23 protein-coding genes are annotated in these 25,841 nt (G+C 61.5%); 14 read left to right on the top strand and 9 right to left on the bottom strand.

Features of this window, described 5'->3' with window-relative positions; translation table 11 throughout:
* The coding region (locus AC1DM5_RS35815; RefSeq protein ID WP_477976868.1) for an efflux RND transporter permease subunit at positions 1–1,520 on the top strand (1,520 nt) is incomplete at its 5' end.
* A 36-nt stretch (positions 1,521–1,556) separates the two neighbouring features.
* Here the strand turns inward: AC1DM5_RS35815 and blaOXA are convergent.
* Complete coding sequence (gene blaOXA, locus AC1DM5_RS35810; RefSeq protein ID WP_477824010.1) at positions 1,557–2,381, bottom strand: class D beta-lactamase; 825 nt, start codon at positions 2,379–2,381, stop codon at positions 1,557–1,559.
* Between the two features lie 104 nt (positions 2,382–2,485).
* Here blaOXA and AC1DM5_RS35805 point away from each other — a divergent pair, with 104 nt between their 5' ends.
* The 5 genes from AC1DM5_RS35805 (at position 2,486) to AC1DM5_RS35785 (ending at position 6,415) form a co-directional block, all read left to right on the top strand.
* Entirely contained in the window at positions 2,486–3,376 is an 891-nt protein-coding gene (locus AC1DM5_RS35805) for a LysR family transcriptional regulator (protein ID WP_477824009.1), read from the top strand.
* Positions 3,377–3,609: 233 nt separating this feature from the next.
* Positions 3,610–4,905, top strand: coding sequence for an Hsp70 family protein (locus AC1DM5_RS35800; protein WP_477824008.1), 1,296 nt, complete (start codon positions 3,610–3,612; stop codon positions 4,903–4,905).
* Positions 4,906–4,973: 68 nt separating this feature from the next.
* Positions 4,974–5,876 carry a uracil-DNA glycosylase gene (locus AC1DM5_RS35795; protein ID WP_477824007.1) on the top strand — a complete coding sequence of 301 codons (903 nt, stop codon included), beginning with the start codon at positions 4,974–4,976 and terminating at the stop codon, positions 5,874–5,876.
* A 134-nt stretch (positions 5,877–6,010) separates the two neighbouring features.
* The gene (locus AC1DM5_RS35790) at positions 6,011–6,202 is read left to right on the top strand and encodes a hypothetical protein (RefSeq protein WP_037095662.1); all 192 of its coding nucleotides are present in this window, start codon (positions 6,011–6,013) and stop codon (positions 6,200–6,202) included.
* A gap of 66 nt (positions 6,203–6,268) precedes the next feature.
* Positions 6,269–6,415 carry a hypothetical protein gene (locus AC1DM5_RS35785; RefSeq protein ID WP_477824006.1) on the top strand — a complete coding sequence of 49 codons (147 nt, stop codon included), beginning with the start codon at positions 6,269–6,271 and terminating at the stop codon, positions 6,413–6,415.
* Here the strand turns inward: AC1DM5_RS35785 and AC1DM5_RS35780 are convergent, their stop codons facing one another.
* Positions 6,416–7,288 (bottom strand): hypothetical protein, encoded by an 873-nt coding sequence (locus AC1DM5_RS35780; protein ID WP_477824005.1) that lies wholly within the window; start codon positions 7,286–7,288, stop codon positions 6,416–6,418. It abuts the gene before it with no gap.
* Positions 7,289–7,535: 247 nt separating this feature from the next.
* Positions 7,536–8,474: a DMT family transporter gene (locus AC1DM5_RS35775; RefSeq protein ID WP_477976867.1), complete on the bottom strand. Its 939-nt coding sequence runs from the start codon at positions 8,472–8,474 to the stop codon at positions 7,536–7,538.
* Positions 8,475–8,569: 95 nt separating this feature from the next.
* On the opposite strand from AC1DM5_RS35775, the gene AC1DM5_RS35770 reads away from it, so the two are divergent.
* From AC1DM5_RS35770 to AC1DM5_RS35755, 4 genes are all read left to right on the top strand, one after another.
* The gene (locus AC1DM5_RS35770) at positions 8,570–8,857 is read left to right on the top strand and encodes a hypothetical protein (protein WP_477824003.1); all 288 of its coding nucleotides are present in this window, start codon (positions 8,570–8,572) and stop codon (positions 8,855–8,857) included.
* A 68-nt stretch (positions 8,858–8,925) separates the two neighbouring features.
* Positions 8,926–10,032 (top strand): methyl-accepting chemotaxis protein, encoded by a 1,107-nt coding sequence (locus AC1DM5_RS35765; protein WP_477824002.1) that lies wholly within the window; start codon positions 8,926–8,928, stop codon positions 10,030–10,032.
* A 185-nt stretch (positions 10,033–10,217) separates the two neighbouring features.
* Positions 10,218–12,866, top strand: coding sequence for an aminopeptidase N (gene pepN, locus AC1DM5_RS35760; RefSeq protein WP_477976866.1), 2,649 nt, complete (start codon positions 10,218–10,220; stop codon positions 12,864–12,866).
* A 204-nt stretch (positions 12,867–13,070) separates the two neighbouring features.
* The gene (locus AC1DM5_RS35755) at positions 13,071–15,386 is read left to right on the top strand and encodes a PAS domain-containing sensor histidine kinase (RefSeq protein ID WP_477824000.1); all 2,316 of its coding nucleotides are present in this window, start codon (positions 13,071–13,073) and stop codon (positions 15,384–15,386) included.
* Between the two features lie 12 nt (positions 15,387–15,398).
* On the opposite strand, the gene AC1DM5_RS35750 is transcribed toward AC1DM5_RS35755, so the two are convergent.
* The 4 genes from AC1DM5_RS35750 to AC1DM5_RS35735 all read right to left on the bottom strand — a co-directional run bounded on the left by AC1DM5_RS35750 (position 15,399) and on the right by AC1DM5_RS35735 (position 22,308).
* Positions 15,399–18,362 (bottom strand): bifunctional [glutamine synthetase] adenylyltransferase/[glutamine synthetase]-adenylyl-L-tyrosine phosphorylase, encoded by a 2,964-nt coding sequence (locus AC1DM5_RS35750; RefSeq protein ID WP_477823999.1) that lies wholly within the window; start codon positions 18,360–18,362, stop codon positions 15,399–15,401.
* A 95-nt stretch (positions 18,363–18,457) separates the two neighbouring features.
* On the bottom strand, positions 18,458–19,864 hold the full coding sequence (locus AC1DM5_RS35745; protein ID WP_477823998.1) for a sensor histidine kinase: 1,407 nt from the start codon (positions 19,862–19,864) through the stop codon (positions 18,458–18,460).
* A complete protein-coding gene (locus tag AC1DM5_RS35740; protein WP_029616368.1) occupies positions 19,861–20,607 on the bottom strand; it encodes a response regulator transcription factor in 747 nt (248 codons plus the stop codon). The genes AC1DM5_RS35745 and AC1DM5_RS35740 overlap by 4 nt, the downstream gene beginning before the upstream one ends.
* 135 nt (positions 20,608–20,742) lie before the next feature.
* The gene (locus AC1DM5_RS35735) at positions 20,743–22,308 is read right to left on the bottom strand and encodes a Do family serine endopeptidase (protein WP_477976865.1); all 1,566 of its coding nucleotides are present in this window, start codon (positions 22,306–22,308) and stop codon (positions 20,743–20,745) included.
* 242 nt (positions 22,309–22,550) lie between these two features.
* Here AC1DM5_RS35735 and AC1DM5_RS35730 point away from each other — a divergent pair, with 242 nt between their 5' ends.
* Genes AC1DM5_RS35730 through AC1DM5_RS35715 form a run of 4 tightly spaced genes read left to right on the top strand, consistent with a single transcriptional unit; the run spans position 22,551 to position 24,221 of the window.
* Positions 22,551–22,898 (top strand): ArsR/SmtB family transcription factor, encoded by a 348-nt coding sequence (locus tag AC1DM5_RS35730; RefSeq protein ID WP_477823996.1) that lies wholly within the window; start codon positions 22,551–22,553, stop codon positions 22,896–22,898.
* A 38-nt stretch (positions 22,899–22,936) separates the two neighbouring features.
* Positions 22,937–23,413, top strand: a complete 477-nt coding sequence (locus tag AC1DM5_RS35725; protein ID WP_477823995.1) for an SRPBCC family protein — start codon at positions 22,937–22,939, stop codon at positions 23,411–23,413.
* A 5-nt stretch (positions 23,414–23,418) separates the two neighbouring features.
* Positions 23,419–23,835 (top strand): VOC family protein, encoded by a 417-nt coding sequence (locus tag AC1DM5_RS35720; RefSeq protein ID WP_477823994.1) that lies wholly within the window; start codon positions 23,419–23,421, stop codon positions 23,833–23,835.
* A complete protein-coding gene (locus AC1DM5_RS35715) occupies positions 23,832–24,221 on the top strand; it encodes a DoxX family protein (protein WP_477823993.1) in 390 nt (129 codons plus the stop codon). The genes AC1DM5_RS35720 and AC1DM5_RS35715 overlap by 4 nt, the downstream gene beginning before the upstream one ends.
* Positions 24,222–24,264: 43 nt before the next feature.
* Here the strand turns inward: AC1DM5_RS35715 and AC1DM5_RS35710 are convergent, their stop codons facing one another.
* Both AC1DM5_RS35710 and AC1DM5_RS35705 read right to left on the bottom strand, forming a co-directional pair.
* Positions 24,265–24,720 (bottom strand): cytochrome c-type biogenesis protein, encoded by a 456-nt coding sequence (locus AC1DM5_RS35710; RefSeq protein WP_477823992.1) that lies wholly within the window; start codon positions 24,718–24,720, stop codon positions 24,265–24,267.
* Positions 24,717–25,841 (bottom strand): heme lyase CcmF/NrfE family subunit (locus tag AC1DM5_RS35705; protein ID WP_477976864.1); only part of this gene is annotated, 1,125 nt, incomplete at its 5' end. The genes AC1DM5_RS35705 and AC1DM5_RS35710, both read right to left, overlap by 4 nt.

Genomic DNA, 25,841 nt, shown 5'->3' with positions numbered 1-25,841 from the left:
CTTCTGTTGCGCTGACGATCTATTTCTTCATGACRCTGCCGWCGAGCTTCTTCCCGCAGGAAGATATCGGMCGCCTGACGATCAGCACGCAGGCGCGACAGGATATTTCCTATTCGGCGATGCAGGCCCTGCAGCAGCAGGCTGCCGCGATCGTCAAGGCGAACCCGGCCGTCAACCATGTGATGTCGACGATCGGCGGCAACCCCAACAAGCCACAGAACAACGGCTCGATGTTCGTCGAACTGAAGGACAAGGATCAGCGTGCACCGCTTGACCAGACGCTGCGCGAGCTGCGCACGGCGATCAACAAGATCCCCGGCCTGCAGGCGTTCGTGACGCCGAACCAGAGCCTGCGCTTCGGCGGCCGTCAGACTGCCAGCCAATATCAGTTGGTCATACAGGCACTGAATGCCGACCAGACCAACCTGTGGGCAGGCAAGGTCCAGCAGGCGATGCGCGCCGACCGCCTGTTCACGGACGTGACCTCGGATGCGCAGAACAACGCCCTGCAGGCCAATATCGTCATCGATACCGAGCGGGCAGCCGCCTACGGGATCGACAACGACACGCTGCGCACGACGCTGCAGGAATCCTTCAGCGGCTTTGCGGCTGCGGAAATCCAGTCGACCGGCGACAGCTACGACGTCATCGTCGAATATGACACAAGCAAGCCCTGGGACGACCAGAAGCTATCGGAAATCCGGGTCGCTTCTTCCAATGGCAGCCTGGTGCCGCTGTCGAATTTTGCGCATGTCGAGCGCACGGTCGGACCTGTCACCATCAACCAGACGGGCCAGCTCGTCTCGACCACCGTGTCCTTCAACCTGCCGGAAGGCGTATCGCTCAGCGACGCGACGGCCAGGATCGAGCAGATCAAGAAGGACCTCAACATGCCGGCCGACGTCTTCACGTCCTATGGCGGTACGGCAGAGATCTTCCAGCAGTCGCAGGGCAATACGCCCTATCTGATCCTGGCGGCTGTTCTGACCATCTATGTCGTGCTCGGTGTACTCTATGAAAGCTTCATCCACCCGCTGACCATCCTCTCCGGCCTGCCGGCGGCGGCCTTCGGTGCGCTGCTCGCGCTGAAGATCATGGGCTTCGACCTGTCGATCATCGCCCTCATCGGCCTCCTGATGCTGATCGGCATCGTCAAGAAGAACGCGATCATGATGATCGACGTGGCGGTGGAGACCATGCGCACGACCGGCGAGAAGGCGACGGCGGCGATCCACGAAGCCTGCGTGCGACGCTTCCGCCCGATCATGATGACGACCTTCTGCGCCCTGCTCGGCGCCCTGCCGATCGCGCTCGGCACGGGCGCGAGCTCGGAATTGCGCCAGCCGCTCGGCATCGCCGTCGTCGGTGGCCTCATCGTCTCGCAGATGCTGACGCTGTTCATCACGCCTGTCATCTTCGTCGAGATGGACCGCTTCGGGAATTTCCTCCAACGCATGCTCAGCCGCGGGAAGAAGGAAGAGCACGTGGCAGCGGAAACGCGGGCGATGGCCGCGGAATAGAGAGACAGAAAGGGCGCCTTCCGGCGCCCTTTCGCATCAGCGGCCTTCGACCAGCTTTGGGAAATCCGCGACCAGCGTATCCCGCGTCTCGAAGCTGATCGGATTGTCGCTGTATCGGTGATTGGCGATATAGAGCCTCGCAAAGATCAGCCGCCTGTCGCCCCTCATTGCCCAGCCGACAAACCAGCCGAGCGGGCGCTCGTAGTTGGTCTTGCCGGCGGCGTTGCGCAGCCAGCCGGCGCCGGTCTTGCCCTGGATATCCCAGCCGCCAGCCGCCTGGAAATGCGGCACGATCGCCTCCGTCATCTGTCGCGCACGTTCCGAAATCGGCAGGGTGCCGGTCCGGAAGCGGCGCAGGAAGCGCACCTGATCTTCGGCCGAGATCTTCAGCGACGACATCAGCCAGGATTCGGTCAGCCCATCCGTATTGCCAGGCCCGCCCGAAACATCCTGATTGCCGTAGCCGAAACGCCTGATGTAATCGCCAAAGGCGCGCTTGCCGAGCTTGCGGGTCAGCGCCTGTGAGAACCAGACGATGGAATCCCGCTCCCAAATGGTCGGATCGGTATCCTTCTGCTCGCGCGGGGATCGCTTGAGCTTCGGATCATATGTCCAGAGCGGATTGTGCTCGTCGACCAAAATGCCGGAATCATAGCCCATCATGGCCAAAGGCAGTTTGAAGGTCGATTGCGGATAGAAGCCCTGATCGCAATTGCCCTGACGATAAATCGTCTCGCCGGTCTTCTCATCGATGATGACGGTGCAGCGGATTGGATCGGCGGCATCGGCCGGCGATGCATTCATGGAAACTGCTGTAATACTTATGGAAAATGCCAGAAGAAGAAGTCTTTCGAAAGCCACTTTCGTTCTCCATATGGTTCGACCTCGGCTTTCTAGGCCAGCCTGGAAGGCCCGATCAAACGATGATATTTCCGGTCAGGCATAAATCAGATTAGGCCATCGCCATGGTTCGACCATATTTGCCGCTGAACTCGCTGCGCGCCTTCGAGGCGGCGGCGCGGCATCTTTCCTTTACCCGGGCGGCGATCGAACTCTGTGTCACGCAGGCGGCCGTCAGCCATCAGGTGAAGCTCTTGGAACAGCGCCTCGGGGTCAGCCTGTTCCGCCGCCTGCCGCGCGGGCTGATGATCACGGAGGAAGGGCTCGCGCTGCTGCCTGCCCTGCAGGATTCCTTCGACCGCATGGCCGATATGCTGGAGCGTTTCGAGGGCGGCCATGTGCGCGAGGTGCTGAAGCTCGGCGCCGTCGGCACGCTTGCCGTCGGCTGGCTCCTGCCGCGGCTTGCCGATTTCCGCGAGCAATATCCCTTCATCGATCTCAGGCTTTCGACCAACAACAATCGCGTCGATATTGCCGCCGAAGGGCTCGACTATACGATCAAGTTCGGCAATGGCGCCTGGCACGATATCGAGGCGGAGGCACTGTTCGAGGCGCCGCTTTCGGTGCTCTGCATTCCCTCGATCGCGCGCCAGCTTTCCTCCCCTGAAGATGTCGCCCATCAGACATTGCTGCGCTCCTACCGCGCCGACGAATGGCCGAGCTGGTTCGAGACCGCGGGCGTCACACCGCCGCCGATCCGGGGCATGGTCTTCGATTCCTCCGTGCTGATGATCGAGGCGGCGCTGCAGGGTGCAGGTGTGGCGCTGGCGCCGCCCTTGATGTTTTCCCGCCAGCTTGCGGCGGGCGAGCTGGAGCAGCCCTTCCCGATCTGGATTTCCAAGGGCAGCTACTGGCTGATGCGGCTCAAATCCCGCTCCGTCACGCCCGCCATGGAGATGTTTCGCAAGTGGATCGGCAGGATGGCCGAGGAGACGCAGGTGCAGCTCGGAAACTGATTAGAGCGCCGCGCGTCCGCACAGCGCTCTAACTCTCTAGATTTGCGCATCAGGCTTTCCGAAAATCGATTCCGATTTTCGGGCCGATGCTAAGGCGGGTTGCTTTCCGACCTCTCCTGTGCGATCACGCGCCTCTCAAAACACCTTCGGGGGCGCAGCAAAGCGCCCTTTCGCATTTCGGGGTATCTGCCCCGGCTCATAGATTTTCGACATATTTGATAGGGAGCACGGCCATGGCACGGGCGCTCGGGCTTGACTTCGGCACGACCAATACTGTTCTGGCGCTGGCAGATGGCGGCGCAGACACGCATTCCATATCGCTGACCAGCAGCGCCGGCACGGCCGACAGCATGCGCACCGCGCTCTCCTTCATGAAGGATCCGCAGCTCGGTGCTTCGGCGCTGAAGGTCGAGGCCGGGCACGCGGCGATCCAGCAGTTCATCGACAATCCCGGCGACTGTCGTTTCCTGCAGTCGATCAAGACCTTTGCGGCAAGCGCCCTCTTCCAGGGCACGATCATCTTCGGCAAGCGGCAGAGCTTCGAAGACCTGATGGAAATCTTCATTCGGCGCCTTCGCCATTACGCAGGCGAGAACTGGCCCGAGGATACCGGCCGCATCATCGCCGGCCGCCCGGTGCATTTTGCCGGCGCCAGTCCGGACCCGGTGCTGGCGGTGCAACGCTACAACGAGGCGCTGACGCGCTTCGGCTTTCCGGAAATTCATTATGTCTACGAGCCTGTTGCCGCCGCCTTCTACTTCGCGCAAAACCTGAAGTCCGATGCGACTGTGCTCGTTGCCGACTTTGGCGGCGGTACGACGGACTATTCGCTGATCCGCTTCGAGACCAGGGCCGGCAAACTGACGGCAACGCCGATCGGCCATTCCGGTGTCGGCGTCGCCGGCGATCACTTCGACGCGCGCATGATCGACAACATCGTCGCGCCGCTGATCGGCAAGGGCAGCCATTTCAAGAGCTTCGACAAGATCCTTGAGGTGCCGTCAAACTACTATGCGAGCTTCAGCCGCTGGAACCAGCTGTCGATCTTCAAGACATCGCGGGAATTCGAGGATCTGAAGAAGCTGGTGCGCACGGCGCTGGAACCGGAGAAGCTGGAAACCTTTGTCGATCTCATCGATCATGACGAAGGCTATCCGCTTTATCAGGCGGTCTCGGCAACGAAAATGGCGCTTTCCTCCGCGGAGGAAGCACCCTTCGATTTTGCCCCGCTCGGGCGCGGCGGCCACCGCACGATCAAGCGCAGCGATTTCGAAAGCTGGATCGTCGACGACCTTGCCCGCATCGAAGGGGCGCTCGACGAGGTGCTGGAAAAGACCAATACGGATGTATCCGGCATCGACAAAGTGTTCCTGACCGGCGGCACATCCTTCGTGCCGGCGGTGCGGCGCATCTTCACCGAGCGCTTCGACAGGGACAAGATCGAGACCGGCGGCGAACTGCTGTCGATCGCGCATGGTCTCGCACTGATCGGCGAACGCGACGATATCAACCAGTGGACTGTGCAATAGCAGCCGAAAGGGCGGCAGGAAGGCTGCCCGCCCTTTCATTGCCGTTTTCGCTCCGCTAAAGTCTGCCCATGATCTCCGCCAACGACCTGAGTCCGGCCGAACTTGCCGCGCTTCTGCATTTTCATGCTGAGGCGGGTGTGGACTGGCTGCTGGAGGACGAGCCGGTCGACCGTTTCGCCGAGTTCGAGGCGATGAAGGCTGCCCGCCGTTCGGCGGCACCGGCCGCGCAACCGCAGCCGGAAAGACAGGCGCCACTGGAGAGGCAGGCGGCCTCCCGCCCTGCCCCACCCGCGCCGCAGCAGCACACAGCCACGTCGGCTCCTGCCTCGCGACCACAACCGGCAATTCCCGACGGTGAAGCGGTGCAGCAGGCGCGATTCGCAGCCGAGAGCGCCCGCTCGCTTGCAGAACTCAAGACGGCGCTCGAAGCCTTCAATGGCTGCAATCTGAAAAACAGCGCCCGCTCGACTATTTTCGCAAGCGGCGATCCGGCAAGCGGCATCATGGTGATCGGCCCGGCGCCTAGCGCCGATGACGAGCGCGAGGGAGCGGCCTTTGCCGGCAGACAGGGCCAGCTGCTGGACCGAATGCTGGCCTCGATCGGCCTTGAGCGGTCAGCCATTCTCCTGACGCAGATCATTCCCTGGCGTCCGCCCGGCAGCCGCATGCCGTCGGCGGCCGAGACGGAGATCTGCCGTCCCTTCATCGAGCGGCAGATCGCGCTTGCCGAACCGCGCGCCATTTTGCTGCTCGGCAACTATACGGCACGATTCTTCTTCGGCGAAACTGACACGATCCACGGGCTTCGCGGCCGGTGGAAGGAGATCGCTGTCGCAGATCAGGTCATTCCGGCCATTGCCAGCCTGCATCCGCAGGACCTGTTAACCGCGCCAGTAAACAAGCGGCTGGCCTGGAGCGATCTACTGGCCTTCCAGGCTAGACTTAAAGAGCTGTCTCTGCTTACAAATTAGCCAAGTTTGAAGATATTATGAATTTGTCCATGCAATACACGCATGGCTGCATCCTGCAAGGGTGCATTGAAGAATCAATGCTGCACTGCAATATAGAAGGCGTGTCTTGGGAGGAACGAACAGGAACCAAGGCCATGAACAAGCGTTTTCGTCCTATACATTGCGGGTTTGAAACCCTGCGCCAAGCAAGCGATCAGGTTCGCACCACTCAGGGCTACAGCCGTTTCGGCTTTGCCACAAACGAACAGATGATCGCCCGCGGTACCGGCATCAACGGCCGCACCTCGCGTCCGGCGATGATCTTCGCGGATTTCCAGGAATATTGAAAATTCCGGAATGATGATCCGGCAGGCGGTTCGCCTGCCTTTTCGCATTTCAAAAAGTAACGACCGATGTCAACAATTCTGATTTCACTGCTGCGTCACCTCGACTCTTTCGAGCATATTCGTGCTGCCGTCTGCGCCGCGCACGAATATCAGCGCGAGCTTTGCGACGCGCCGTCCGAGGTCAAGACCCCGGCTTCCGCCATCGCGCTCTGATCAGGCGCCTGCGCTCTCGAATCTTTCCTTTGCGGATTCGAAGGCTTCGTCCACATAGGCGAACTTGATCGCCTGCCAGCCGACATATTCCCTCAGGAAATCGCGCGACAGCCACAGTTGCGACTTCTTCGGCTCGTCGTACCAGCCGAGACAGCCGCGCTGCGCGCCCTTGGCGAGCAGCCGCTGGAGGTGCGTGCGCGACATCATGAAATCACCGGCAAGCGCGCGGGTTTCCACCTTGCCGATCGCCATCCGTGCCGGATCGGTTCCTTCGAGATCGAGCCGGGACATGAAATGATCGATGACCATACCGCCCGCTTCCGTCCAGAGGAACAGCGCCACCTGTTCAGGCGGTTCGCGCCAGTTGACATCCTCGAGGCAGTTATAGGCAACACGCGGCTGGATCTGGCGGAAAAGCGTGGGATTTTCCTGCAGAAACGCCGCCCGGCTTCCACCGTCGATCAGATCAAGCGCGCCGAGGTTGAAGTGCAACCAGCCGAACATTGCCTGATGGCTGACTTCGGCCGGCTCAAAATGGCGAGGACGGCGGCGTTCGTCACCGGGCGTATGGGTGATGAAGCGGTAGGTGAAGAGCTCTTCGATGAAGGCAAGCACCGTGTTGCGGCTGGCGATCTTGTGCGCCGTGATCTTGCCGGTCAGCCGGACGGCGGTGAAACCCGAGGTCACGTCCCGCGGATCATATTCCAGATGCAGCGCATAGGCCGTCTGCGTCAGCAGCCAGCGTTGATGCGAGGCCAGCAGGCGCGCCAGCCGCGGCCCCGCATCAAACATGCCGCGCATTTGCCCGGCCAGGAAGCGAATGCTCACTACAAAAGAAGGATCCCGCGCCAGTTGTTCCGCCGTGAACGCCATGATGCTTTTCCTCAACCCTCGCTCGCAAGCCAGCGTTCGGAGCAGCGATACCGAAACTCCCCCGGCATCTATGGCCTATCGATTATGCACGGCTTTGAATAAATGAAAGTAATTCACTTTCATAACCATATTTTTGGCAAAAGCGATATCCCAAGATTTCACCATCCCATTCTCTTTTGAGGGGCGGATGGCATAATTTTTCAATCAGAGCGATAAAAAAATCGCCTTGTGATATAGGTTCAGCCGCTCAGGATTGCGGCGCACCGGCTTTTCGCGCTTCGCGGCGCTCAAGGCCAAGCTGGTGCTCGCGGTAGATGATGAAGATGCCGGCGGCGATGACGATCACCGTGCCGAAAAGCATCGTACTGCTCGGAACGTCGCCGAAGACATAGTAAGCGACGATGCCGCCAAGCAGGATCGAGCTGTATTCGAAGGGAGCGACGGTGGAAACATCCGCATGCCGGTAGCTCTCGGTCAGGAGGATCTGCGCCACACCGCCGCAGAAACCGGCAGCGATGAGGAAAAGAGCCGAGGACCAGCCGAGCAGAAGCCAGCCGAAGGGGACGGTCGCAAGCGAGAAGACCGAAGCGGTGATCGAGAAGTAGAGCACGATCGTCGCCGTCTTCTCTTCCTCCACGAGCCGGCGCACCTGGATCATCGCCATGCCGCCGAGCACGGCCGACAGCAGCACGCAGAGTGCACCGACCGCCTGTTCAGCTGCCATGCCGCCCTCCCGGAACAGCGTGAGCTTCGGCCAGGAGATGATGGCGACACCGATGATGCCGAAGCAGACGGCGCTCCAGCGATAGACGCGCACCGTCTCGCCTAAGAAAACCGCCGCGAAAATGACGGCGACGAGGGGCGTGGCATAACCGAGCGCGATCGCCTCCGGCAGCGGCAGATGCAGAAGCCCGTAGAAGCCGAGCCCCATCGAGATGATGCCGAGCGTGCCGCGCTTCAGATGGCCGATCGGATTGGCCGTATAGAAGGCAGAGCGCAGCTGACGCCGGTAGCCGAGATAGGCCATGATCGGAAACAGCGCGAAGAAGGAGCGGCAGAAAGTCACCTGCCCCGGCGGAATATCCGACCCAGCCAGCTTGATGAATGTCTGCATGGCCAGGAAGACCACGACCGACGAGACTTTCAGCGCAATGCCTCTCATCGGGTTTCTGAGAACCGATTCCATAATCCAGGCTCTTATGCGGGCATGCCGAGCGGGGGAGACGCGTTCGACTCGAACGCAGCGGATGATTTCTTCATCGTAGCCGAAGAAATGCACCGGTGGGAAAAAATCTGCGCGCAGTAAAGCGCCGTGCGTCCATTCGGACGCGCAAGCACGCTCTAACTCTTGGAACCTACGCATCGGGCTTTTCGAAAATCGATTCCGATTTTCCGGCCGATGCTGTGGGCAGCAAGTATTTACCCGCTTTTCATCTGCCGCTTTTCTGTGCAATTCCGTTTTCTGATGAAAAAACTTCGCGTTTTACACTCATTCGCCCGAAAATGTTCGCATCTGCACCCATTGCGTTAACCGGTTGCAAACCATGCCATCGCATCGTTCCCAGCTAATTAATCATACAAAAGAATCGCATTCGTTCCGCAGCCCGTCGCGTCAGATTATTTTCAGGATCTTTTTGATGAAGCCGCTCAGCGCAGAGATCGTTTCCCAGTCGCAGAACGCAACGCCCCGTTCGATGCGTGTCGTCACCGATGGCATCAGCACGGATCTGGAGCGCTTCAGCGCCGACAACACCAGCATCGTCAAGCAGATCAAGCTGCTTGCCATCAACGCACTGATCGAGGCGGCCCGCGCCGGCGAAACCGGCAAGGGCTTTGCCGTCGTCGCCAATGAAGTGCAGCGGCTGGCGCAGATCGCCACGGAGATCACCAACAAGTTCGAGAGCAATGTGCTGGGACGCATCGGCCTCAGCCGTGCGATGGCGGATTCGCTCGTCACCGAGATGGAAGGCGTGCGGTTGACCGATCTCGCGCAGACGCTGGTTCAGCTCATCGTGCGCAACCTCTTCGAACGCACCGCCGACGTGCGCTGGTGGGCGACGGATCCGGCGCTCTGGCAGGCATTGCAGGAGCCGGAGAAGGACCGGGTCGCCTTCGCAGCCGAACGGCTCGGCGTCATCAACCGCTTCTATACTGTTTATCTCGACCTCGTCATGACCGATCTCTCCGGCCGGGTGATCGCATCGGCAAACCCGACCTTCCAGCGCAAGATATCGGGTTCATCGCTTGCCGGGGATCCCTGGTTCAGGGCCGCGGCGAGCTGCGCTTCCGGCGACGACTATATCGTCGACGAGGTAAAACCGAGCCTTCTCCACGACCAGCGGCATGCGCTCGTCTATGCGACCGGCATCCGCGAAGGCGGCAAACTCGACGGCAAGCTCCTGGGCACGCTCGGCGTGTATTTCGACTGGCAGAACCAGGGTCAGGCGATCGTCGAGAAGGAAGCGAACCTGCCGCCGCAGCTTGCGGAAAAGACCACCGTCATGCTGCTCGACGGCGCAAGCCGTGTGATCGCCAGCACCAATCCGGCCATGCTCTTCACCCATTTCGCGCTCGCCAACCAGACCGGCCAGCCCAAGGGCAGTTATTACGACAATAATGGCTCGATCGTCGCCTTTGCGCGCACGCTCGGCTACGAGGATTATGACGGGCTCGGCTGGTATGGCGTTGTCATCCAGCAGACGGAAAGCGACGCCGAGATCAAGACTGCGCTCAATCTCAAATAGCAATCTTCCCCTTTCAGCTGCACATGACGACAATTTGACCATAATAATTTGGCTGTGAACTTCGCATTCACGGCCGATTTGCTTTAACTTTAGTTCAGACTTTAATGTAATTATGGCGGCCAAATTTCAGCAGAGTGCGCCCGCCTCTGTAATCGGCCATTGTCTAATAAAGGTCTTCAGGCAACATGCGAACAGATACCGGTCAGGTCATCAATCTGGCAGATTACCGCCCAACAGATTTTGTTCTTGAGCGCGTCGACCTGACTTTCGAACTGGATCCGACAGAAACCAAGGTCGAAGCACGGTTGATCTTCCATCGCCGCGAAGGCGCTGATCTTTCCGCTCCCCTCATCCTTGATGGCGACGAGCTCAATCTTTCCAGCCTTCTCTTCGACCAGAACGAACTGGCGCCCGAACGCTATACGGTAACGCCGGAAAGCCTCACCATCCGCGACCTGCCGGAAACGGTGCCTTTCGAAGTGACCGTCACCACGATCATCAATCCGGAAGCCAATACACAGCTGATGGGCCTTTACCGCACCAGCGGCATCTATTGCACGCAGTGCGAGGCCGAAGGCTTCCGCCGCATCACCTATTTCCCCGACCGGCCGGATGTACTGGCGCCCTATACGGTCAACATCATCGCCGACAAGGATGCCAACCCGCTGCTCTTGTCTAACGGCAATTTCCTCGGTGGTGCCGGCTATGGTCCCGGCAAGCATTTCGCCGCCTGGTTCGACCCGCATCCGAAGCCGAGCTATCTCTTCGCACTGGTCGCCGGCGATCTCGGCGTCGYCGAAGACACGTTCACTACGATGTCCGGCCGCGAGGTCGTGCTGAAGATCTATGTCGAACATGGCAAGGAGCCGCGCGCGGCCTATGCGATGGACGCGCTGAAGCGCTCGATGAAATGGGATGAGGAGGTGTTCGGGCGTGAATACGATCTCGACATCTTCATGATCGTCGCCGTCTCCGACTTCAACATGGGGGCCATGGAGAACAAGGGCCTCAACATCTTCAATGACAAATACGTGCTCGCCGATCCCGAGACTGCGACCGATGCCGATCACGCCAATATCGAGGCGATCATCGCGCATGAGTATTTTCATAACTGGACCGGCAATCGTATCACCTGCCGCGACTGGTTCCAGCTCTGCCTCAAGGAAGGCCTGACTGTCTATCGCGACCACGAATTCTCGTCCGACCAGCGTTCGCGCCCGGTCAAGCGCATTGCCGAAGTGCGCCACCTGAAATCCGAGCAGTTCCCGGAAGACGGCGGCCCGCTCGCCCATCCAGTGCGCCCGACCAAGTATCGCGAGATCAACAACTTCTATACGACGACGGTCTACGAGAAGGGCAGCGAAGTCACGCGCATGATCGCGACCCTGCTTGGCCGCGAGACCTTCAAGAAGGGCATGGACCTCTATTTCGATCGTCACGACGGCCAGGCCGTCACGATCGAGGATTTCGTCAAGTGCTTCGAGGATGCAAGCGGCCGCGACCTCGCGCAGTTCTCGCTCTGGTACCATCAGGCAGGCACGCCGCTCGTGACCGCATCCGGCACCTATGATGCAGGCGCCAAGACGTTCAGCCTGTCACTGGAACAGATGATCCCCGCGACACCCGGCCAGCCGACCAAGGAGCCGATGCATATTCCGCTGAGCCTTGCGCTCTTTGCAGAGGACGGCTCCAAGATCGAGCCTGTTAGCGTCGATGGCGCCGAATATGCCGGCGAGGTGCTGCATCTCACGGCGCGGACGCAGACAGCCGTCTTCCACGGTATCGGCTCGCGCCCGGTGGTTTCGATCAACCGCAGCTTCTCTGCGCCGATCAATCTGCATTTCGACCAGAGCCCGGCCGATCTGGCGCTGCTCGCCCGCTATGAGACTGATCATTTCGCCCGCTGGCAGGCACTGACGGATCTGGCGCTGCCGAACCTCCTGAAAGCCGCCCGCGATGCCCGCGAGGGTGCGCCGATCGTCTGCGAACAGACCTTCGTCGATACGCTGATTGCGGCGGCCGCCGATGAAAGCCTCGAGCCTGCCTTCCGCGCCCAGGCACTGGCCTTGCCGAGCGAATCCGACATTGCCCGCGAGCTCGGCAGCAACATCGATCCCGATGCCGTTCATGCGGGCCGCCAGGCGATCATGAAGCAGATCGCCGAAGCCGGCAAAGCCACCTTCGCGGCCCTCTACGACGCGATGACCACACCGGGCGAATTCAGCCCGGATGCCAAAAGCGCCGGCCGCCGCGCGCTGCGCAACACCGCCCTTACCTATCTCTCCTATGCCGAGGGCAGCCCGGCTCGTGCCAAGGCCGCCTTCGACGGCGCCAACAACATGACCGATCTCAGCCATGCGCTGACGATCCTCGCCCATCGCTTCTCCGACAGCGCAGAGGCCAAGGCGGCGCTCGAAACCTTCCGCAGCCGTTTCTCGGAAAATGCGCTCGTCGTCGACAAGTGGTTTGCGATCCAGGCCGGCATTCCCGGATCAGGCGCGGTCGATCGCGTCAAGGTGCTGATGGAAAACCCGCTCTTCAAGCACACGAACCCGAACCGCATGCGCTCGCTGGTCGGCACGTTCGCTCTCGGCAATCCGACCGGCTTCGGCCGCGCCGACGGCGAAGGCTATCGTTTCCTCGCCAGCCAGATCCTCGACATCGACCAGCGCAACCCGCAGCTTGCTGCGCGCCTGCTGACCTCGATGCGCTCCTGGCGCTCGCTGGAATCGGCCCGCGCCGATCATGCGCGCTCGGCACTGATCGAGATCGAGCGGGCAGCCAACCTTTCAACAGATGTCCGCGACATCGTTGAGCGCACGCTCAAGGGGTGATTTTCCGCAAATGATTTGCCGCCTAGCTGTCTTCCACCCTCCGGACAGCTAGGCCCGCCATCAGCGAATCCCTTCGAAAAACCAGCAATCACAAATGGTTAATAAATTTTTACCGTCGGCTCTGGACAAGGCGAATCACGCGTGATTCTCTAGGTGTAGTTCGAGCGAGCGGCGCGCGAATCACACGAGGGACAAGGTTCAGAGATGATGGACGTGCGGCGGGCAACCGCGGCCGAAGGACGGCTGCGTGTCGATTTTGGCGGGCTCAAAGCCTGGCGCGACAGCCTGTCCGGACAGACCGCAAAAGCTCCTGAGCCATTGCTGCGCCACCTGCCAAAGGCAGAGCTTCTCCTGAAGCGCACGATCCCTGTTCTCATCGTCGCCTTCCTTGCTGTCGTTGCGGCCTCGCATTTTTTCGGCATGGTTAGCGAATATAGCCGCATGGAGGCCTCCGCGCGGCATGCAACGGCGCTTTCGGCTGCAACGGCGGCCGCCGTCTTTGCCGATGCGACCGATCTCTTCGACGGCGGCAGCGCCGCAGAGGCGCAGGCGCGCCTTGCGAAATTCCTGCCGCAGGACCGGCTGGAGAACGGCGCCTTCGTGCTGCTGGTGCAGGCAAGCGGCAAGGTGTTTGCGGCAACGACGGCCGGTGCCTCCTATATCGGCGCCGACGTCTCGGCCCTCTTCCCCGAGATCTCCGCGATCCGCCGCTTCGGCGACCGCACGGATGTCATCGAAACGAGCATCGGCGGCGAGCTGCATTATGCCGAGATCTCCCTGATGGGCACGGCGGGCGGCTATATCGTTTCCGCCACCTCGCTCAACGAGATCAACCGTCTCTGGCGCGAGGAACTGACGCTCAACGTCACGCTGTTTGCCGGCATCTCCTCCATCCTGCTCGTCATCCTCTACGCCTATTACATGCAGGTGAAGCGGGCGCGCGATGCCGACGACATCTTCCTGGAATCCAATCTCAGGGTCGAGACGGCGCTGTCACGCGGCCGCTGCGGCCTCTGGGATTTCGATTTCCACAATCGCGAATTCTTCTGGTCACGCTCGATGTACGATATGCTCGGGCTTGCCGGCTCCGACAAGACGATGGGCTTTGCCGATGCGGCAAGGCTCATGCATCCGGAGGATAACGGGTTGCACGAGATCGCCCGCGCCGTCGCCAAGGGTGATTCCGGCCAGGTCGACCAGATCTTCCGCATGCGCCACGCGAGCGGCCACTATGTCTGGATGCGCGCCCGCGCCCAGGTGATCCGCGGCCATTCCGGCCGCGTGCACATGATCGGCATCGCCATGGACGTGACCGAACAGCATCGGCTTGCTCAGCGCTACGCCGAGGCCGACCAGCGTCTGGCCGATGCTATCGAGTGTACTTCGGAAGCCTTCGTGCTGTGGGACAAGAACGACCGGCTCGTCATGTGCAACGCCCATTTCCAGCAGGCCTACGGGCTTCCGGACAGCGTACTGGTGCCCGGCACCGAACGCACGGCCGTCCATGCCGCTGCGGCCCGTCCCGTCATCGAGCGGCGCATTGCCGATGCAGACGGCTCCGGCTATTCGCGCACCACGGAAGTACAGCTTGCCGACGAACGCTGGCTGCAGATCAACGAACGGCGCACCCGCGACGGCGGCCGCGTATCGGTTGGCACCGACATCACGCCCCTGAAGCGTCACCAGGAGCGGCTGCGCGATTCCGAGCGCCGACTGATGGCGACGATCAACGATCTCTCCGCCTCCCGCCAAACGCTGGAACTGCAGAAGGCCGAGCTTTCCACCGCCAACTCCAACTATCTGGTGGAGAAGGAACGCGCGGAGGCCGCCAACAAGGCGAAGTCGGAATTCCTGGCCAACATGTCTCATGAGCTGCGCACGCCGCTCAACGCCATTCTCGGCTTCTCGGAGATCCTGCAGAACCAGATGTTCGGCCCGCTCGGCTCGGCCAAGTACAATGAATATGCCCGCGACATCCATGACAGCGGCAAGCATCTCCTCAACGTCATCAACGATATTCTCGACATGTCGAAGATCGAGGCCGGCCACATGCTGCTGTCGCGCGAGCGCACCGACCTTGCGCCGCTGATCGAGGAAAGCCTGCGCTTCACCGCCATTCCGGCCGCTGAAAAGAATATCGTCATCGAGCAGCGCATCTGCTCCGGCATGACGCTGATGGCCGACCGGCGCGCCATGAAACAGGTGCTGCTGAACCTGCTTTCCAATGCCGTGAAGTTCACCAATGAAGGCGGGCGCATTGCGGTTCGCACCCGCCGTGTCGCCGATGGCGTCATGGTCACGATCGCCGATACCGGCATCGGCATTCCGCGCGCAGCACTCATCAAGATCGGCCAGCCCTTCGAGCAGGTGCAGAGCCAGTATGCCAAGAGCAAGGGCGGCTCCGGCCTCGGCCTCGCCATATCCCGCTCGCTGACAAGCCTGCACGGCGGCAGCATGAAGATACGCTCGCGCGAGTCGGTCGGAACGGTCATCTCGCTGCGTATTCCCGATCACGCTTGAGGCAATCTTGTCCTACACCTTCACCACCGTCTGAAGGACCTTACGGACCGCCTTGGAAAGCCGTTTCACTTCGCCCTCCAAAGTCTTGATGTCAGGGCAGTCTCCGGCCCGGCAGACGAGCTCGGTCAGACCGGCAGGTGCTTCCTTCGGATCGAAGAGGCTGTCGATGCAGAGCCGGATCAGTTGCGAAAGTTCTGTGTAGAGCGCGAAAGCTTCGAGGCAGGTATCGAGATCGGCGGAGGTCAGCAGCTTGTCGCCGAGCACCTTCAGGGCAGCACCGGTGGTGAGGCCGTTGATCTTGGTCTCGACACCCTTTGCCGGCGCGATCAGGGCCAGATATTGGGCGATGAATTCGATATCGATCACGCCGCCCGGAATGAGCTTCAGATCCCAGGCATTTTCTGGCGCCTTCTCCTTTTCGATCAGCTCGCGCATCTCGGCGACGTCATGGGCGACCTTGGCGATGTCGCGTTTTGTTGAGAGCACGTCAGCAATGATACCTTCTGCCTCGCCGACCAGGCTTTGATCGCCGCAGATCAGCCGGGCGCGCGACAGCGCCATATGCTCCCAGGTCCAGGCCTCTTCGCGCTGGTATTTGCCGAAGGAATTGATGCGGGTGGCGACCGGTCCCTTGTTGCCGGAGGGCCGGAGCCGCATGTCGACTTCATAGAGCACGCCTTCGGCCGTCGGGGCAGAAAAGGCAGCGATCAGGCGCTGGGTGATGCGGGTAAAATAACGCGTCGCGTCGAGCGGCTTTGCACCATCGGATTCGGCGGCGGCGGCGTCGTAGTCGTAGTCGTAGAGCAGGATGAGATCGATATCGGAGCCTGCCGTCAGTTCGAAGCTGCCGAGCTTGCCCATGCCGGCAATCGCAATCCGTCCGCCGGGATAATTTCCGTGTGCAACGCGGATCTCGTTCATGACCGCGTCGAGGGCGGCTTCAATGATGAGATCGGCGAGATGGGTGAAGGCGCGCGCGGCCATGTCGCCATTGATTGCGCCCGTCAGCAGACGGATGCCGATCAGAAAACGCTGCTCCGATGCGAAGATGCGCAGCCGGTCCAGCACTTCTTCATAGTGTCGCGCCTGCACCAGCGAGGCCTTCAGTCGCTCGCCGAGATAGTCGCGCGTCGGGAGCTCGGCCATCAGGCCGGGGTCGAGCATGCCGTCGAAGACATGCGGGCGAGCGGCGATGACTTCCGCGAGCTTCGGCGCCGAGGACATGATGTTGACGGTGAGGGAGAGCAGCGCCGGGTTGCTGCCAAGCAGCGAGAAGAGCTGGATGCCCGACGGCAGGCCGGAAATGAAGCTGTCGAAGCGCAGCAGCGCCTCGTCCGCCCGCTTGCTTTCGCCGAAGACGCGGAGAAGCTCGGGCGTCAGCTCCGTCAGCCGTTCGCGCGCCTCGACCGATTGCGTGGCACGGTAGCGGCCGTAATGCCAGGTGCGGATGATGCGGGAAATATCCGAAGGGCGTTCGAAGCCGAGTTTCCTCAGCGTCTCCAGCGTATCGGGATCGTCGCCCTGGCCGGTGAAGACGAGATTGCCTGTCCCAACGGAGAGTTTGGTTTCCTGTTCGAAGAGGTCGGCATAACGCCGCTCGACCGCCTTCAGCACTTCCACCAGCCGCTCGGAAAAACTCGGCGTATCGGTAAAGCCCATCAGGAAGGCGATACGCTTCAATTCTTGGTCCGTCTCCGGCAGAAGATGGGTCTGCTCGTCGCGTACCATCTGGATGCGGTGCTCGACATCGCGCAGGAACCAGTAGGCCTCGGTCAGCTCGTCGCGGGTCTCCGCGTCGATCCATTTTGACCTGGTGAGTTCGGCCAGCGTCTCCTCGGTGACGCGGGAGCGCAGAGCCGGCATGCGCCCGCCGGCGATCAGCTGCTGGGTCTGCACGAAGAATTCGATCTCGCGGATGCCGCCGCGGCCGAGCTTGACGTTATGACCTTTCACGGCGATTGCGCCGTGGCCCTTGTGGGCGTGGATCTGCCGCTTGATGGAATGGATGTCGGCAATCGCCGCATAATCGAGATATTTGCGGAAGACGAAGGGAGCGAGGCCGCGCAGGAACTGCTCGCCTGCCGCTATATCGCCGGCAACCGCACGGGCCTTGATGAAGGCGGCCCGCTCCCAGTTCTGCCCCCTGCCCTCGTAATAGATCATGGCGGCATCGACGGGGATTGCGAGCGGCGTGGAGCCGGGGTCCGGCCGCAGCCTGAGATCGGTGCGGAAGACATAGCCATCCGCGGTGCGTTCCTGCAGGATGCGCACCAGCCGCCGCATCATGCGCGGGAAGATCTCGATCGCATCATCGGGGTCGGGCACGATGCCGGCCTCTTCGTCGAAGAAGATGACGAGGTCTATATCGGAGGAATAGTTGAGTTCGGAGGCGCCGAGCTTGCCCATGCCGAGAACGATTACGCCGGAGCCTTCGCTGGGAGCCGCGATATTCTTCAGTTTCAGCTTGCCGCTTTCATGCGTCGACAGCAGCAGGTGATCGATGGCGGCCTCGACCGAAGCCTCGGCAAGTTCGCTGAGCCAGCCGGTTGTTGCGCGGCCGTCGAAGATACGGGCGAGATCGGCAAGGGCTACGAGGAAGGCTACCCTGCGCTTGACGATGCGAAGCCTCGTCATCACCTGGCTTTCGCCGGGCGTACTTCCTTCGTTGTCCGGTTTCCAGCAGTCACGCGCCTCCGAAATCAGCGCTTCGATCTGCGGTTCCAGCGGGTCGCTGATGGCAGAGGCAAGGATTGCCGGATCGAGATTGGCGATTTCGCGCAGGTAGGGAGAGAGCGTCAGGACAGCAGCGATAAAGTTGCGGAGCGGCCCCTCGGCCTTCAGCATATCGGCGACGACAGGTTCGCTCTTGCCGATATCCTGCAGGTCAGCAAGCGCCGATTTCAGTTCCGTCTGGCTCAGCGGCCGCAGAAGTCCTTCAGCGACATCTTTCAGGCCATGGTTCGATTTCGTCAGCATTTGCTCTCCCTGCCATGCCGCAATGCGACTTTAAACTAGGGTGTGAAAGCTAGGGCCTCAAGGCGAAAGCGCCAGTATGAAAATCATTGGGAAAATCAGGCCACCCGTGCGGGGAACACCATGCTGACGGTGAGGCCGGGGCGTTCGGGATGGCCGGGCTCGGTGTCGGACAGTTCCAGCGTGCCACCATGCAGCTCCATGATCGCTTCGACCAGCGAGAGGCCAAGGCCGGTGCCCGGCTTCGAGCGGCTTTCATCCAGGCGCACGAAGCGCTTCACTACGTCCTCGCGCCGGTCAGGCGGGACGCCCGGGCCGTGGTCGGCGACGGATAGGCAGATGCCATCGGGGCGGCGGCTGAGCTTCACCGAGACGGAGCCTGCTCCTTCGGTATCGGCGGAATATTTGATCGCATTGTCGAGCAGATTGAAGATCGCCTGGCCGATCAGTTCGCGATTGCCCTGGATCTCGATGCTGGGCTCGATCTCCGAGGTCAGCGCCATGCCCGCCTCATCGGCAACAGGCTCATAGAGTTCGGCGCTGTCGGCGACGATGGCTGACAGTTCGATCGGCGACATTTCGGCGGCGACGGAACCGGCCTCCACGCGGGAGATCATCAGCAGCGCATTGAAGGTGCGGATCAGCTGGTCGGATTCTGAGATGATGCCTTCCAGCGCGCCGCGGCGCACCTCGCCGTCCTCAATGTCGAGCGCATCGGCGGCCTTGTTGCGCAGGCGCGTCAGCGGCGTCTTCAGGTCATGGGCGATATTGTCGGAGACCTGCCGCAAGCCCTCGTTCAGCTTCTCGATGCGTTCCAGCATGTTGTTCAGCGAGACGGAAAGTCGGTCGAATTCGTCGCCCGAGCCGGCGACCGGCAGGCGCTGCGAGAGGTCGCCGGCCATGATCTTCTTGCCGGCGTCCGACATGCGGTCGATGCGTTTCAGCGCGTTGCGGCCGATGCCGAACCAGATGATGATAGCGCCGAGGCCCATGATGGCGAGCGCGATCATCAGCGCCTGGCGCACCAGCACGCGAAAGCGTTCCGGCTCGCCGAGGTCACGGCCGATCAGCACGCGCAGACCGTTGTCGAGGACGAAGATGTTGGCAATCGCCATATGCCGCACCACGCCGCTATCAGTGTAGCGCTGATACATGAAGGGCACCGAGGTCCAACCCTCCTCCTCGAAAACACCCGGCTGCACGGAGGCGACGTTGCCGGCAAGGATATCACCCGAGGGGCCTGCAATGAGATAGAGATTGGCGCCCGGCTGACGGGCGCGGCGCTCCATCGTGCGCAGAAGCAGGTTCATGCCGCCAGCATCATAGGCGCGCTGGACCTGCGTCACCTCCTGGGCGACCGCATCGCGGATCTGGCCGGTCAGCAGCCGCTCGGACATCGCCGTCACATAGAAGACGAGCGTTGCAGCGCAGATAGCGAAGAGCAGAATATAAAGTGCCGAAAGGCGGACTGCTGTGGACTTGAAGAGAACCCGGAAACGGCTCATCCCTCATCCTTGATCATGTACCCCGCACCTCGGATCGTCTTCAGCAGCGGCTGGCTGAAGTCTTTCTCGATCTTGGAGCGCAGGCGCGAGACATGCACGTCGATGACATTGGTCTGCGGATCGAAGTGGTAATCCCAGACATTTTCGAGCAGCATGGTGCGGGTCACGACCTGACCGGCATTCTTCATCAAATATTCCAGCAGGCGGAATTCGCGGGGCTGCAGCGGGATTTCCTTGCCGCCGCGGCGAACCTCGTGGGAAAGGCGGTCAAGTTCGAGATCGCCGACGCGATAGACGACATCCTGATCCGGCGTGCCCTTGCGGCGGCCAAGCACTTCGACGCGGGCAAGCAACTCGCTGAAGGCATAGGGCTTCGGCAGGTAGTCGTCGCCGCCGGCGCGCAGGCCGGTCACGCGGTCGTCGACCTGGCCGAGGGCAGAAAGAATGAGAACGGGCGTGTGGATGCCCTTGCGGCGCAGCTCGCTGATGACGGAGAGACCATCGCGGCGCGGCAACATGCGGTCGATGACGATGACGTCGTAAGTATTCTCCGATCCCATGAAAAGACCGCTTTCGCCGTCGCTTGCGTGGTCGGCAACGATCCCCGCCTCACGAAAGGCTTTCGTGAGATAGACCGCCGCTTCGAGATCGTCTTCGATAATGAGAATCTTCATGCGGCCGACATTACCCGCCGGTTGCTTTTCGGCAAGGCTCAAAGCGTCTTCCTGTTGGGGGGAGGTCATTGCGGGCGTCCTTCATAATTGAAGAATTTGGCATAATTGAAGAATTTGGCAGCTGTGAAGAATTCGTCAGACTTGAGGAGTTGGAGCCGCGCGGCATTCGCGCCTGCGCAGCTCCGGCATTCTGAGGCCAGAAGATCAGCCCTGGCCGTTGATCGGAAGGGCGACGAAGCGGCTGCCGTCCTTCGACTGGATCTGGAACAGCGCGCGGGTGCGGCCGTCCTTCTTGGCCTGGTTGATGACGCGGACGACATCGTCGGCGCTGGAGACATCCTGGTTGTTGACCGAGGTGATCGTTTCGCCTTCCTTGATGCCCTTGTCGRCAGCATCCGAATTCGGATCGATACCGGTGATGGCGAGGCCCTTGCCGTCATCCGACGGGCCGACCGTCAGGCCGAGTTCGGCAAGCGCCTTCTCGGAAGCCGGCGGCTGGGCCTGCTCCGGCTGGCCGTTGTCATCACCAGCGGAAGCCTGCTGGTCGGCCGGCAGCGTGCCGAGCTCGACGGTCACGGACTGGGCCTTGCCGGAACGCCATACCGAAAGCTCGACCTTGCTGCCCGGCGTCATCGCGCCAATGCGGCGGCTGAGATCGCGAGCATCCTTGACCGGCTCGCCGTTGACGGCGGTGACGACGTCACCCGTCTTCATGCCGGCCTTCTGGCCGGGCGTGCCTTCCTGAGCGGAGACGACCAGAGCGCCACTTGCTTCGGAGAGACCGAGGGAGTCGGCGATATCCTTGGTGACGGGCTGGATCTGCACGCCGAGGTAACCGCGCGAGACCGTACCGTCCTTCATCAGGTCGGCGACGACATCCTTGGCGGTGGAGGCCGGGATTGCGAAGGCGATACCGACGCTGCCGCCCGACGGCGAGAAGATCGCGGTGTTGATGCCGACGACCTGGCCGTTGAGGTTGAAGGTCGGGCCGCCCGAGTTGCCGCGGTTCACGGCCGCGTCGACCTGGAGGTAGTCGTCATAGGGGCCGGAGCCGATATCACGACCGCGGGCCGAAACGATGCCGGCCGTGACCGTGCCGCCAAGGCCGAAAGGGTTGCCGACGGCGACGACCCAGTCACCGACGCGGACCTTGTTGTCATCGGCCCAGTTGACATAGGTGAACTTGCGGCCCTTGCCATCCACCTTCAGCACGGCGAGGTCGGTGCGCGGGTCCTTGCCGATCAGCTTGGCATCGAGCTCGGTGCCGTCGTTCATGACAGCAACGAAGGCCGAGCCGTCGGAAACGACGTGGTTGTTGGTGACGATATAACCGTCTTCAGTGATGAAGAAGCCCGAGCCCTGAGCGACCGGACGCAGACGGCCCGGACCGCCCGGCTGGCCGAAGCGGCGCTGCTGGTTCTGACCCTGGTGGCCCTGGCCCTGTTCGCCGAACTGGCGGAAGAACGGCTTCAGAGCGTCAGGCAAATCGTCAAAGCCGCGGCCGTTGAAATCGAAGGAGAAACCGTCGCCATCATCAGAGGCCGGCTTGACGCGGCTTTCGACGCGGACGGAAACGACGGCCGGGGAAACGGCGTCAACGACATTTGCAAAGCTCGGAACCGAGGGGGACTGGACATTGACAGCCTCGGCATAGGAACGGGAGATCTCGACAGGGATACCGGTTGCAAGAACGGCGGCTGCCAGACCTGCAACGGTGGATGCCTGAAGCACCGTTTTGAGGGACGGACGTCCGCGGAAATTTTTCAGCATAAGAGTACCTTCTTTTCTTGTTCAGACCTTCGTTCCGGCGGTGCCGGACCAGTTATGACCGAGATATAGGACGCTGCACCTTACTACGAACTGTCCAGCCCATGAAAAATTCGTAATGTACCAATATTCTTTTGGTTGCATGCCGAAGGGCGAGACTAATTCACCAAACCGTACTTAACCGATCGGTTGACAATCGAGATCGCGCCCTGTATTTAACCATATAGTTACATACGAGGCCCATCATGCAGACCGACACCTTGAGCACCGCTTTCGCAGCGCTTGCAGACCCCACACGCCGGGCGATCATCGCGCGGCTGGCCGAAGGCGAGGCTTCGGTCAACGAACTCGCCGCCCCCTTCGACATGAGCCTTCCGGCGGTTTCGAAACATCTTAAGGTGCTGGAAAAGGCGGGGCTCATCAGCCGGGGCAAGGAGGCCCAATGGCGGCCGGCCAGGCTCGAACCGATGGCGATGAAGAGCATTGCCGACTGGCTGGAGCAATACCGGCGCTTCTGGGAATCGAGCTTCGACCGGTTGGATGGCTACCTTCAAAAGATCCAGAGAGCGGACGACAGCGGCCCACGCAACTGAATGTCGCGCGCATTTTCAATCAAACAGGGGGAAGAATCATGGCCGATCAGCTATCGCGCCCCACATTGCATATGCAACGGATATTCAATGCACCGCGTGCGCTCTTATGGGCTGCCTGGACCCGGCCGGAAATGGTCGTTGCCTGGCTCGGCCCTGTCGAATGGCCGGCGGTCAGCGTCGTGCAGGATCTGCGCGTCGGCGGCGCCTATCGGGCCTGCCTGAAGAACGCGGAGGACGGTCGTCTGCTCTGGCAAAACGGCGTCTACCGGGAGATCGAGGAGCCCTCGCGCCTCTCTTTCACCTTCCAATGGGAGGGATCGCATGAGGATGGCGAACCGGTCGTGACACTCGTGACCGTCGTCTTCGAGGAAATGGCCGATGGCCGCACGCGGATGGATTTCACCCATGCGGGCCTGAGGTCCGAAGAGAGCCTTACCGGACACAGATATGGCTGGGAGAGCACCTTCGGCAGGCTGGAAAGCTGGATTGCAATTCAAGGAAATCAGAGGGAGTGAGGGGCATGAAACTCGTAACGAATCTCGTCTTCAAAGGCGAATGCCGGCAGGCCTTCGAATTCTACGCCAAAGTGCTCGGCGGCAAGCTGACAGGCATGCACGCTTTCGGGGAGGCGCCCGGCGACATGCCGATCGATCCGTCCTTCAAGGACAAGATCATGCATGCCTGGCTCGATGTCGGCGACCAGTCCTTGATGGGCTGTGACGCCCCTCCCGGATATCAGGAAGACATGGGCGGCTTCAGCGCCACCTATCACAGCCAGGATGTGGCGGAAACGAAGCGTGTCTTCGAGGCGCTCTCGGAAGGCGGCAAGGTGACCATGCCCTTCAACGCGACCTTCTGGTCGCCGGGCTTCGGCATGTTTACCGATCGCTTCGGTACACCCTGGATGGTCAATACGATCCCGGCGGATCAGCGATGAGCGATAAGGTCATGATCTGGACCGGTCGCGTACTATCAGGGCTTTTTGCGCTCTTCATGCTCGGCGCATCGATCGCTCCAAAGCTTTTGGGACTTCCGATCGCCGAGGAAACGATGACCCAGCTCGGATGGCCTGGTGGATATGTGCTGATGATCGGCCTGATCGAGCTGACCTGCCTCGTGCTCTACCTCATCCCGCAGACGAGCGTCTTCGGCGCGGTGCTGATGATGAGCCTGCTCGGCGGCGCCATGGCCACGCAGATCCGGGCCGGAAGCCCGCTCTTCAGCCATATCCTGTTCAGCATCTATCTCGGGCTGTTCATGTGGGGCGGCTTGTGGCTGCGCGATCCTGCCGTCAGGGCGCTGTTTCCCTATCGAAAGGCGTGAGGATCAACCATTCCGCCGTGATTTGCCGTGGCGGAATGGTGTCTTATTTTTCCAGCAACTCGGCAAGCCTGGCCTGTTCTTCGTCCGTGAGTTTGCTGCCGGTGGGTTTGCCGGCCCGCTTGCGGGCAAAGACGATGAGCGAAACTCCACCTGCGAGGATCAGCAGCACGGGAGCACCCCAGAGCAGCAGCGTGCGCAGGCTGAAGCGCGGCTTCAGCAGTACGAATTCCCCGTAGCGCGAGACGATGTAGTTCAACACCTGTTCGTCACTATCGCCATCGGTGATGCGCTCGCGCACCAGCAGGCGCAGATCCTTGGCGAGATCGGCATTGGAATCGTCGATCGACTGGTTCTGGCAGACCATGCAGCGCAGTTCGGCAGACAGTGTTCGCGCCCGGGCCTCGAGGGCCGGGTCGGTGAGCATCTCGTCCGGGTTGACCGCGAAGGCCGGTGCCGCCGCCATCATGAGCGCCAGGACGAGGAGGAAACGCCTTATCATTCCGCCGGCTCCATGGCCGGGGCTGCCGGCTTCGCCTTTGCCTTCCTGCTGGGCGCACCGACACGCAGACGACGGTCGCTGAGCGAGACGAAGCCGCCGAGGGCCATGATCAAGGTCCCGCCCCAGATGCAGAGGATGAAGGGTTTCCACCAGATGCGCACGACAATGCCGCCGTCATGGGTGGCATCACCCAGCGAGACATAGAGCTGGCTGAGGCCGAAGGTCAGGATGCCGGCTTCCGTCGTCGGCATCTGCCTTGCGGTATAGAGCCGCTTGGCCGACCAGACATCGGCAACCTGCGCGCCGCCGCGGCGGATGCTGAAGTGTGCGCGATCTTCCGTATAGTTCGGGCCGGTGGCCGGCTGCATGCCATCGAAGACGATGCTGTAGCCGCCGGCATCCGTCGACTGGCCCTGCTTCATCTCGACCACATGTTCGGTCTGGAAGGTGGTGACGGCGACGATGCCGAGCACGGTGACGCCAAGCCCGGCATGGGCAAGTGCGGTGCCGAAGGCCGAGCGCGGCAAGCCGGAGAACCGGCGCCAGGCGATATCCGCCTTCACCTTGCCGATACCGGCGCGATACCAGAGGTCGGCAGCAGCCCCGAAGATCAGGAACAGGCCGGCGGCAAGGCCGAGCACGGCCATGACCGGGCCGCCATGCTCGAGATAGAAGAAGACCAGCGCCGCGGCGAAAGCGAGACCGGCCACGACATAGAGCCGCTGCAGGGCGCCGAGCAGATCGCCGCGCTTCCAGGCAAGCAGCGGACCGAAGGGCACGACGATCAAGAGCGGCGCCATCAGCAGGCCGAAGGTCAGGTTGAAGAAGGGCGGACCGACGGAGATCTTGTCGCCGGTCAGCGTTTCCAGCACCAGCGGATAGAGCGTGCCGGTCAGGACCGTGCCGCAGGCAACCGTCAGGATCAGGTTGTTGACGACGAGCGCCCCCTCGCGCGAGATCGGCGCAAACAGCCCGCCGGCCGACAGGAGGGGCGCGCGGAAGGCAAAGAGCGACAGCGCCCCGCCGATGAAGATCAAGAGGATGCAGAGAATGAAGACGCCGCGGCTCGGGTCGCTGGCAAAGGCATGCACCGAGGTCAGGACGCCGGAGCGCACCAGGAA

The organism is Rhizobium sp. 01T437, assembly GCF_056398505.1.
This window is presented reverse-complemented; position numbering and strand designations above follow the sequence as displayed.

Bases quoted from the DNA above. Each gene is read 5' to 3' on its own strand.
- AC1DM5_RS35805 (WP_477824009.1), top strand. From the start codon at position 2,486: ATGGTTCGACCATATTTGCCGCTGAACTCGCTGCGCGCCTTCGAGGCG.
- AC1DM5_RS35800 (WP_477824008.1), top strand. From the start codon at position 3,610: ATGGCACGGGCGCTCGGGCTTGACTTCGGCACGACCAATACTGTTCTG.
- AC1DM5_RS35795 (WP_477824007.1), top strand. From the start codon at position 4,974: ATGATCTCCGCCAACGACCTGAGTCCGGCCGAACTTGCCGCGCTTCTG.
- AC1DM5_RS35790 (WP_037095662.1), top strand. From the start codon at position 6,011: ATGAACAAGCGTTTTCGTCCTATACATTGCGGGTTTGAAACCCTGCGC.
- AC1DM5_RS35785 (WP_477824006.1), top strand. From the start codon at position 6,269: ATGTCAACAATTCTGATTTCACTGCTGCGTCACCTCGACTCTTTCGAG.
- AC1DM5_RS35780 (WP_477824005.1), bottom strand. From the start codon at position 7,288: ATGGCGTTCACGGCGGAACAACTGGCGCGGGATCCTTCTTTTGTAGTG.
- AC1DM5_RS35775 (WP_477976867.1), bottom strand. From the start codon at position 8,474: ATGGAATCGGTTCTCAGAAACCCGATGAGAGGCATTGCGCTGAAAGTC.
- AC1DM5_RS35765 (WP_477824002.1), top strand. From the start codon at position 8,926: ATGAAGCCGCTCAGCGCAGAGATCGTTTCCCAGTCGCAGAACGCAACG.
- AC1DM5_RS35755 (WP_477824000.1), top strand. From the start codon at position 13,071: ATGATGGACGTGCGGCGGGCAACCGCGGCCGAAGGACGGCTGCGTGTC.
- AC1DM5_RS35750 (WP_477823999.1), bottom strand. From the start codon at position 18,362: ATGCTGACGAAATCGAACCATGGCCTGAAAGATGTCGCTGAAGGACTT.
- AC1DM5_RS35745 (WP_477823998.1), bottom strand. From the start codon at position 19,864: ATGAGCCGTTTCCGGGTTCTCTTCAAGTCCACAGCAGTCCGCCTTTCG.
- AC1DM5_RS35740 (WP_029616368.1), bottom strand. From the start codon at position 20,607: ATGACCTCCCCCCAACAGGAAGACGCTTTGAGCCTTGCCGAAAAGCAA.
- AC1DM5_RS35730 (WP_477823996.1), top strand. From the start codon at position 22,551: ATGCAGACCGACACCTTGAGCACCGCTTTCGCAGCGCTTGCAGACCCC.
- AC1DM5_RS35725 (WP_477823995.1), top strand. From the start codon at position 22,937: ATGGCCGATCAGCTATCGCGCCCCACATTGCATATGCAACGGATATTC.
- AC1DM5_RS35720 (WP_477823994.1), top strand. From the start codon at position 23,419: ATGAAACTCGTAACGAATCTCGTCTTCAAAGGCGAATGCCGGCAGGCC.
- AC1DM5_RS35715 (WP_477823993.1), top strand. From the start codon at position 23,832: ATGAGCGATAAGGTCATGATCTGGACCGGTCGCGTACTATCAGGGCTT.
- AC1DM5_RS35710 (WP_477823992.1), bottom strand. From the start codon at position 24,720: ATGATAAGGCGTTTCCTCCTCGTCCTGGCGCTCATGATGGCGGCGGCA.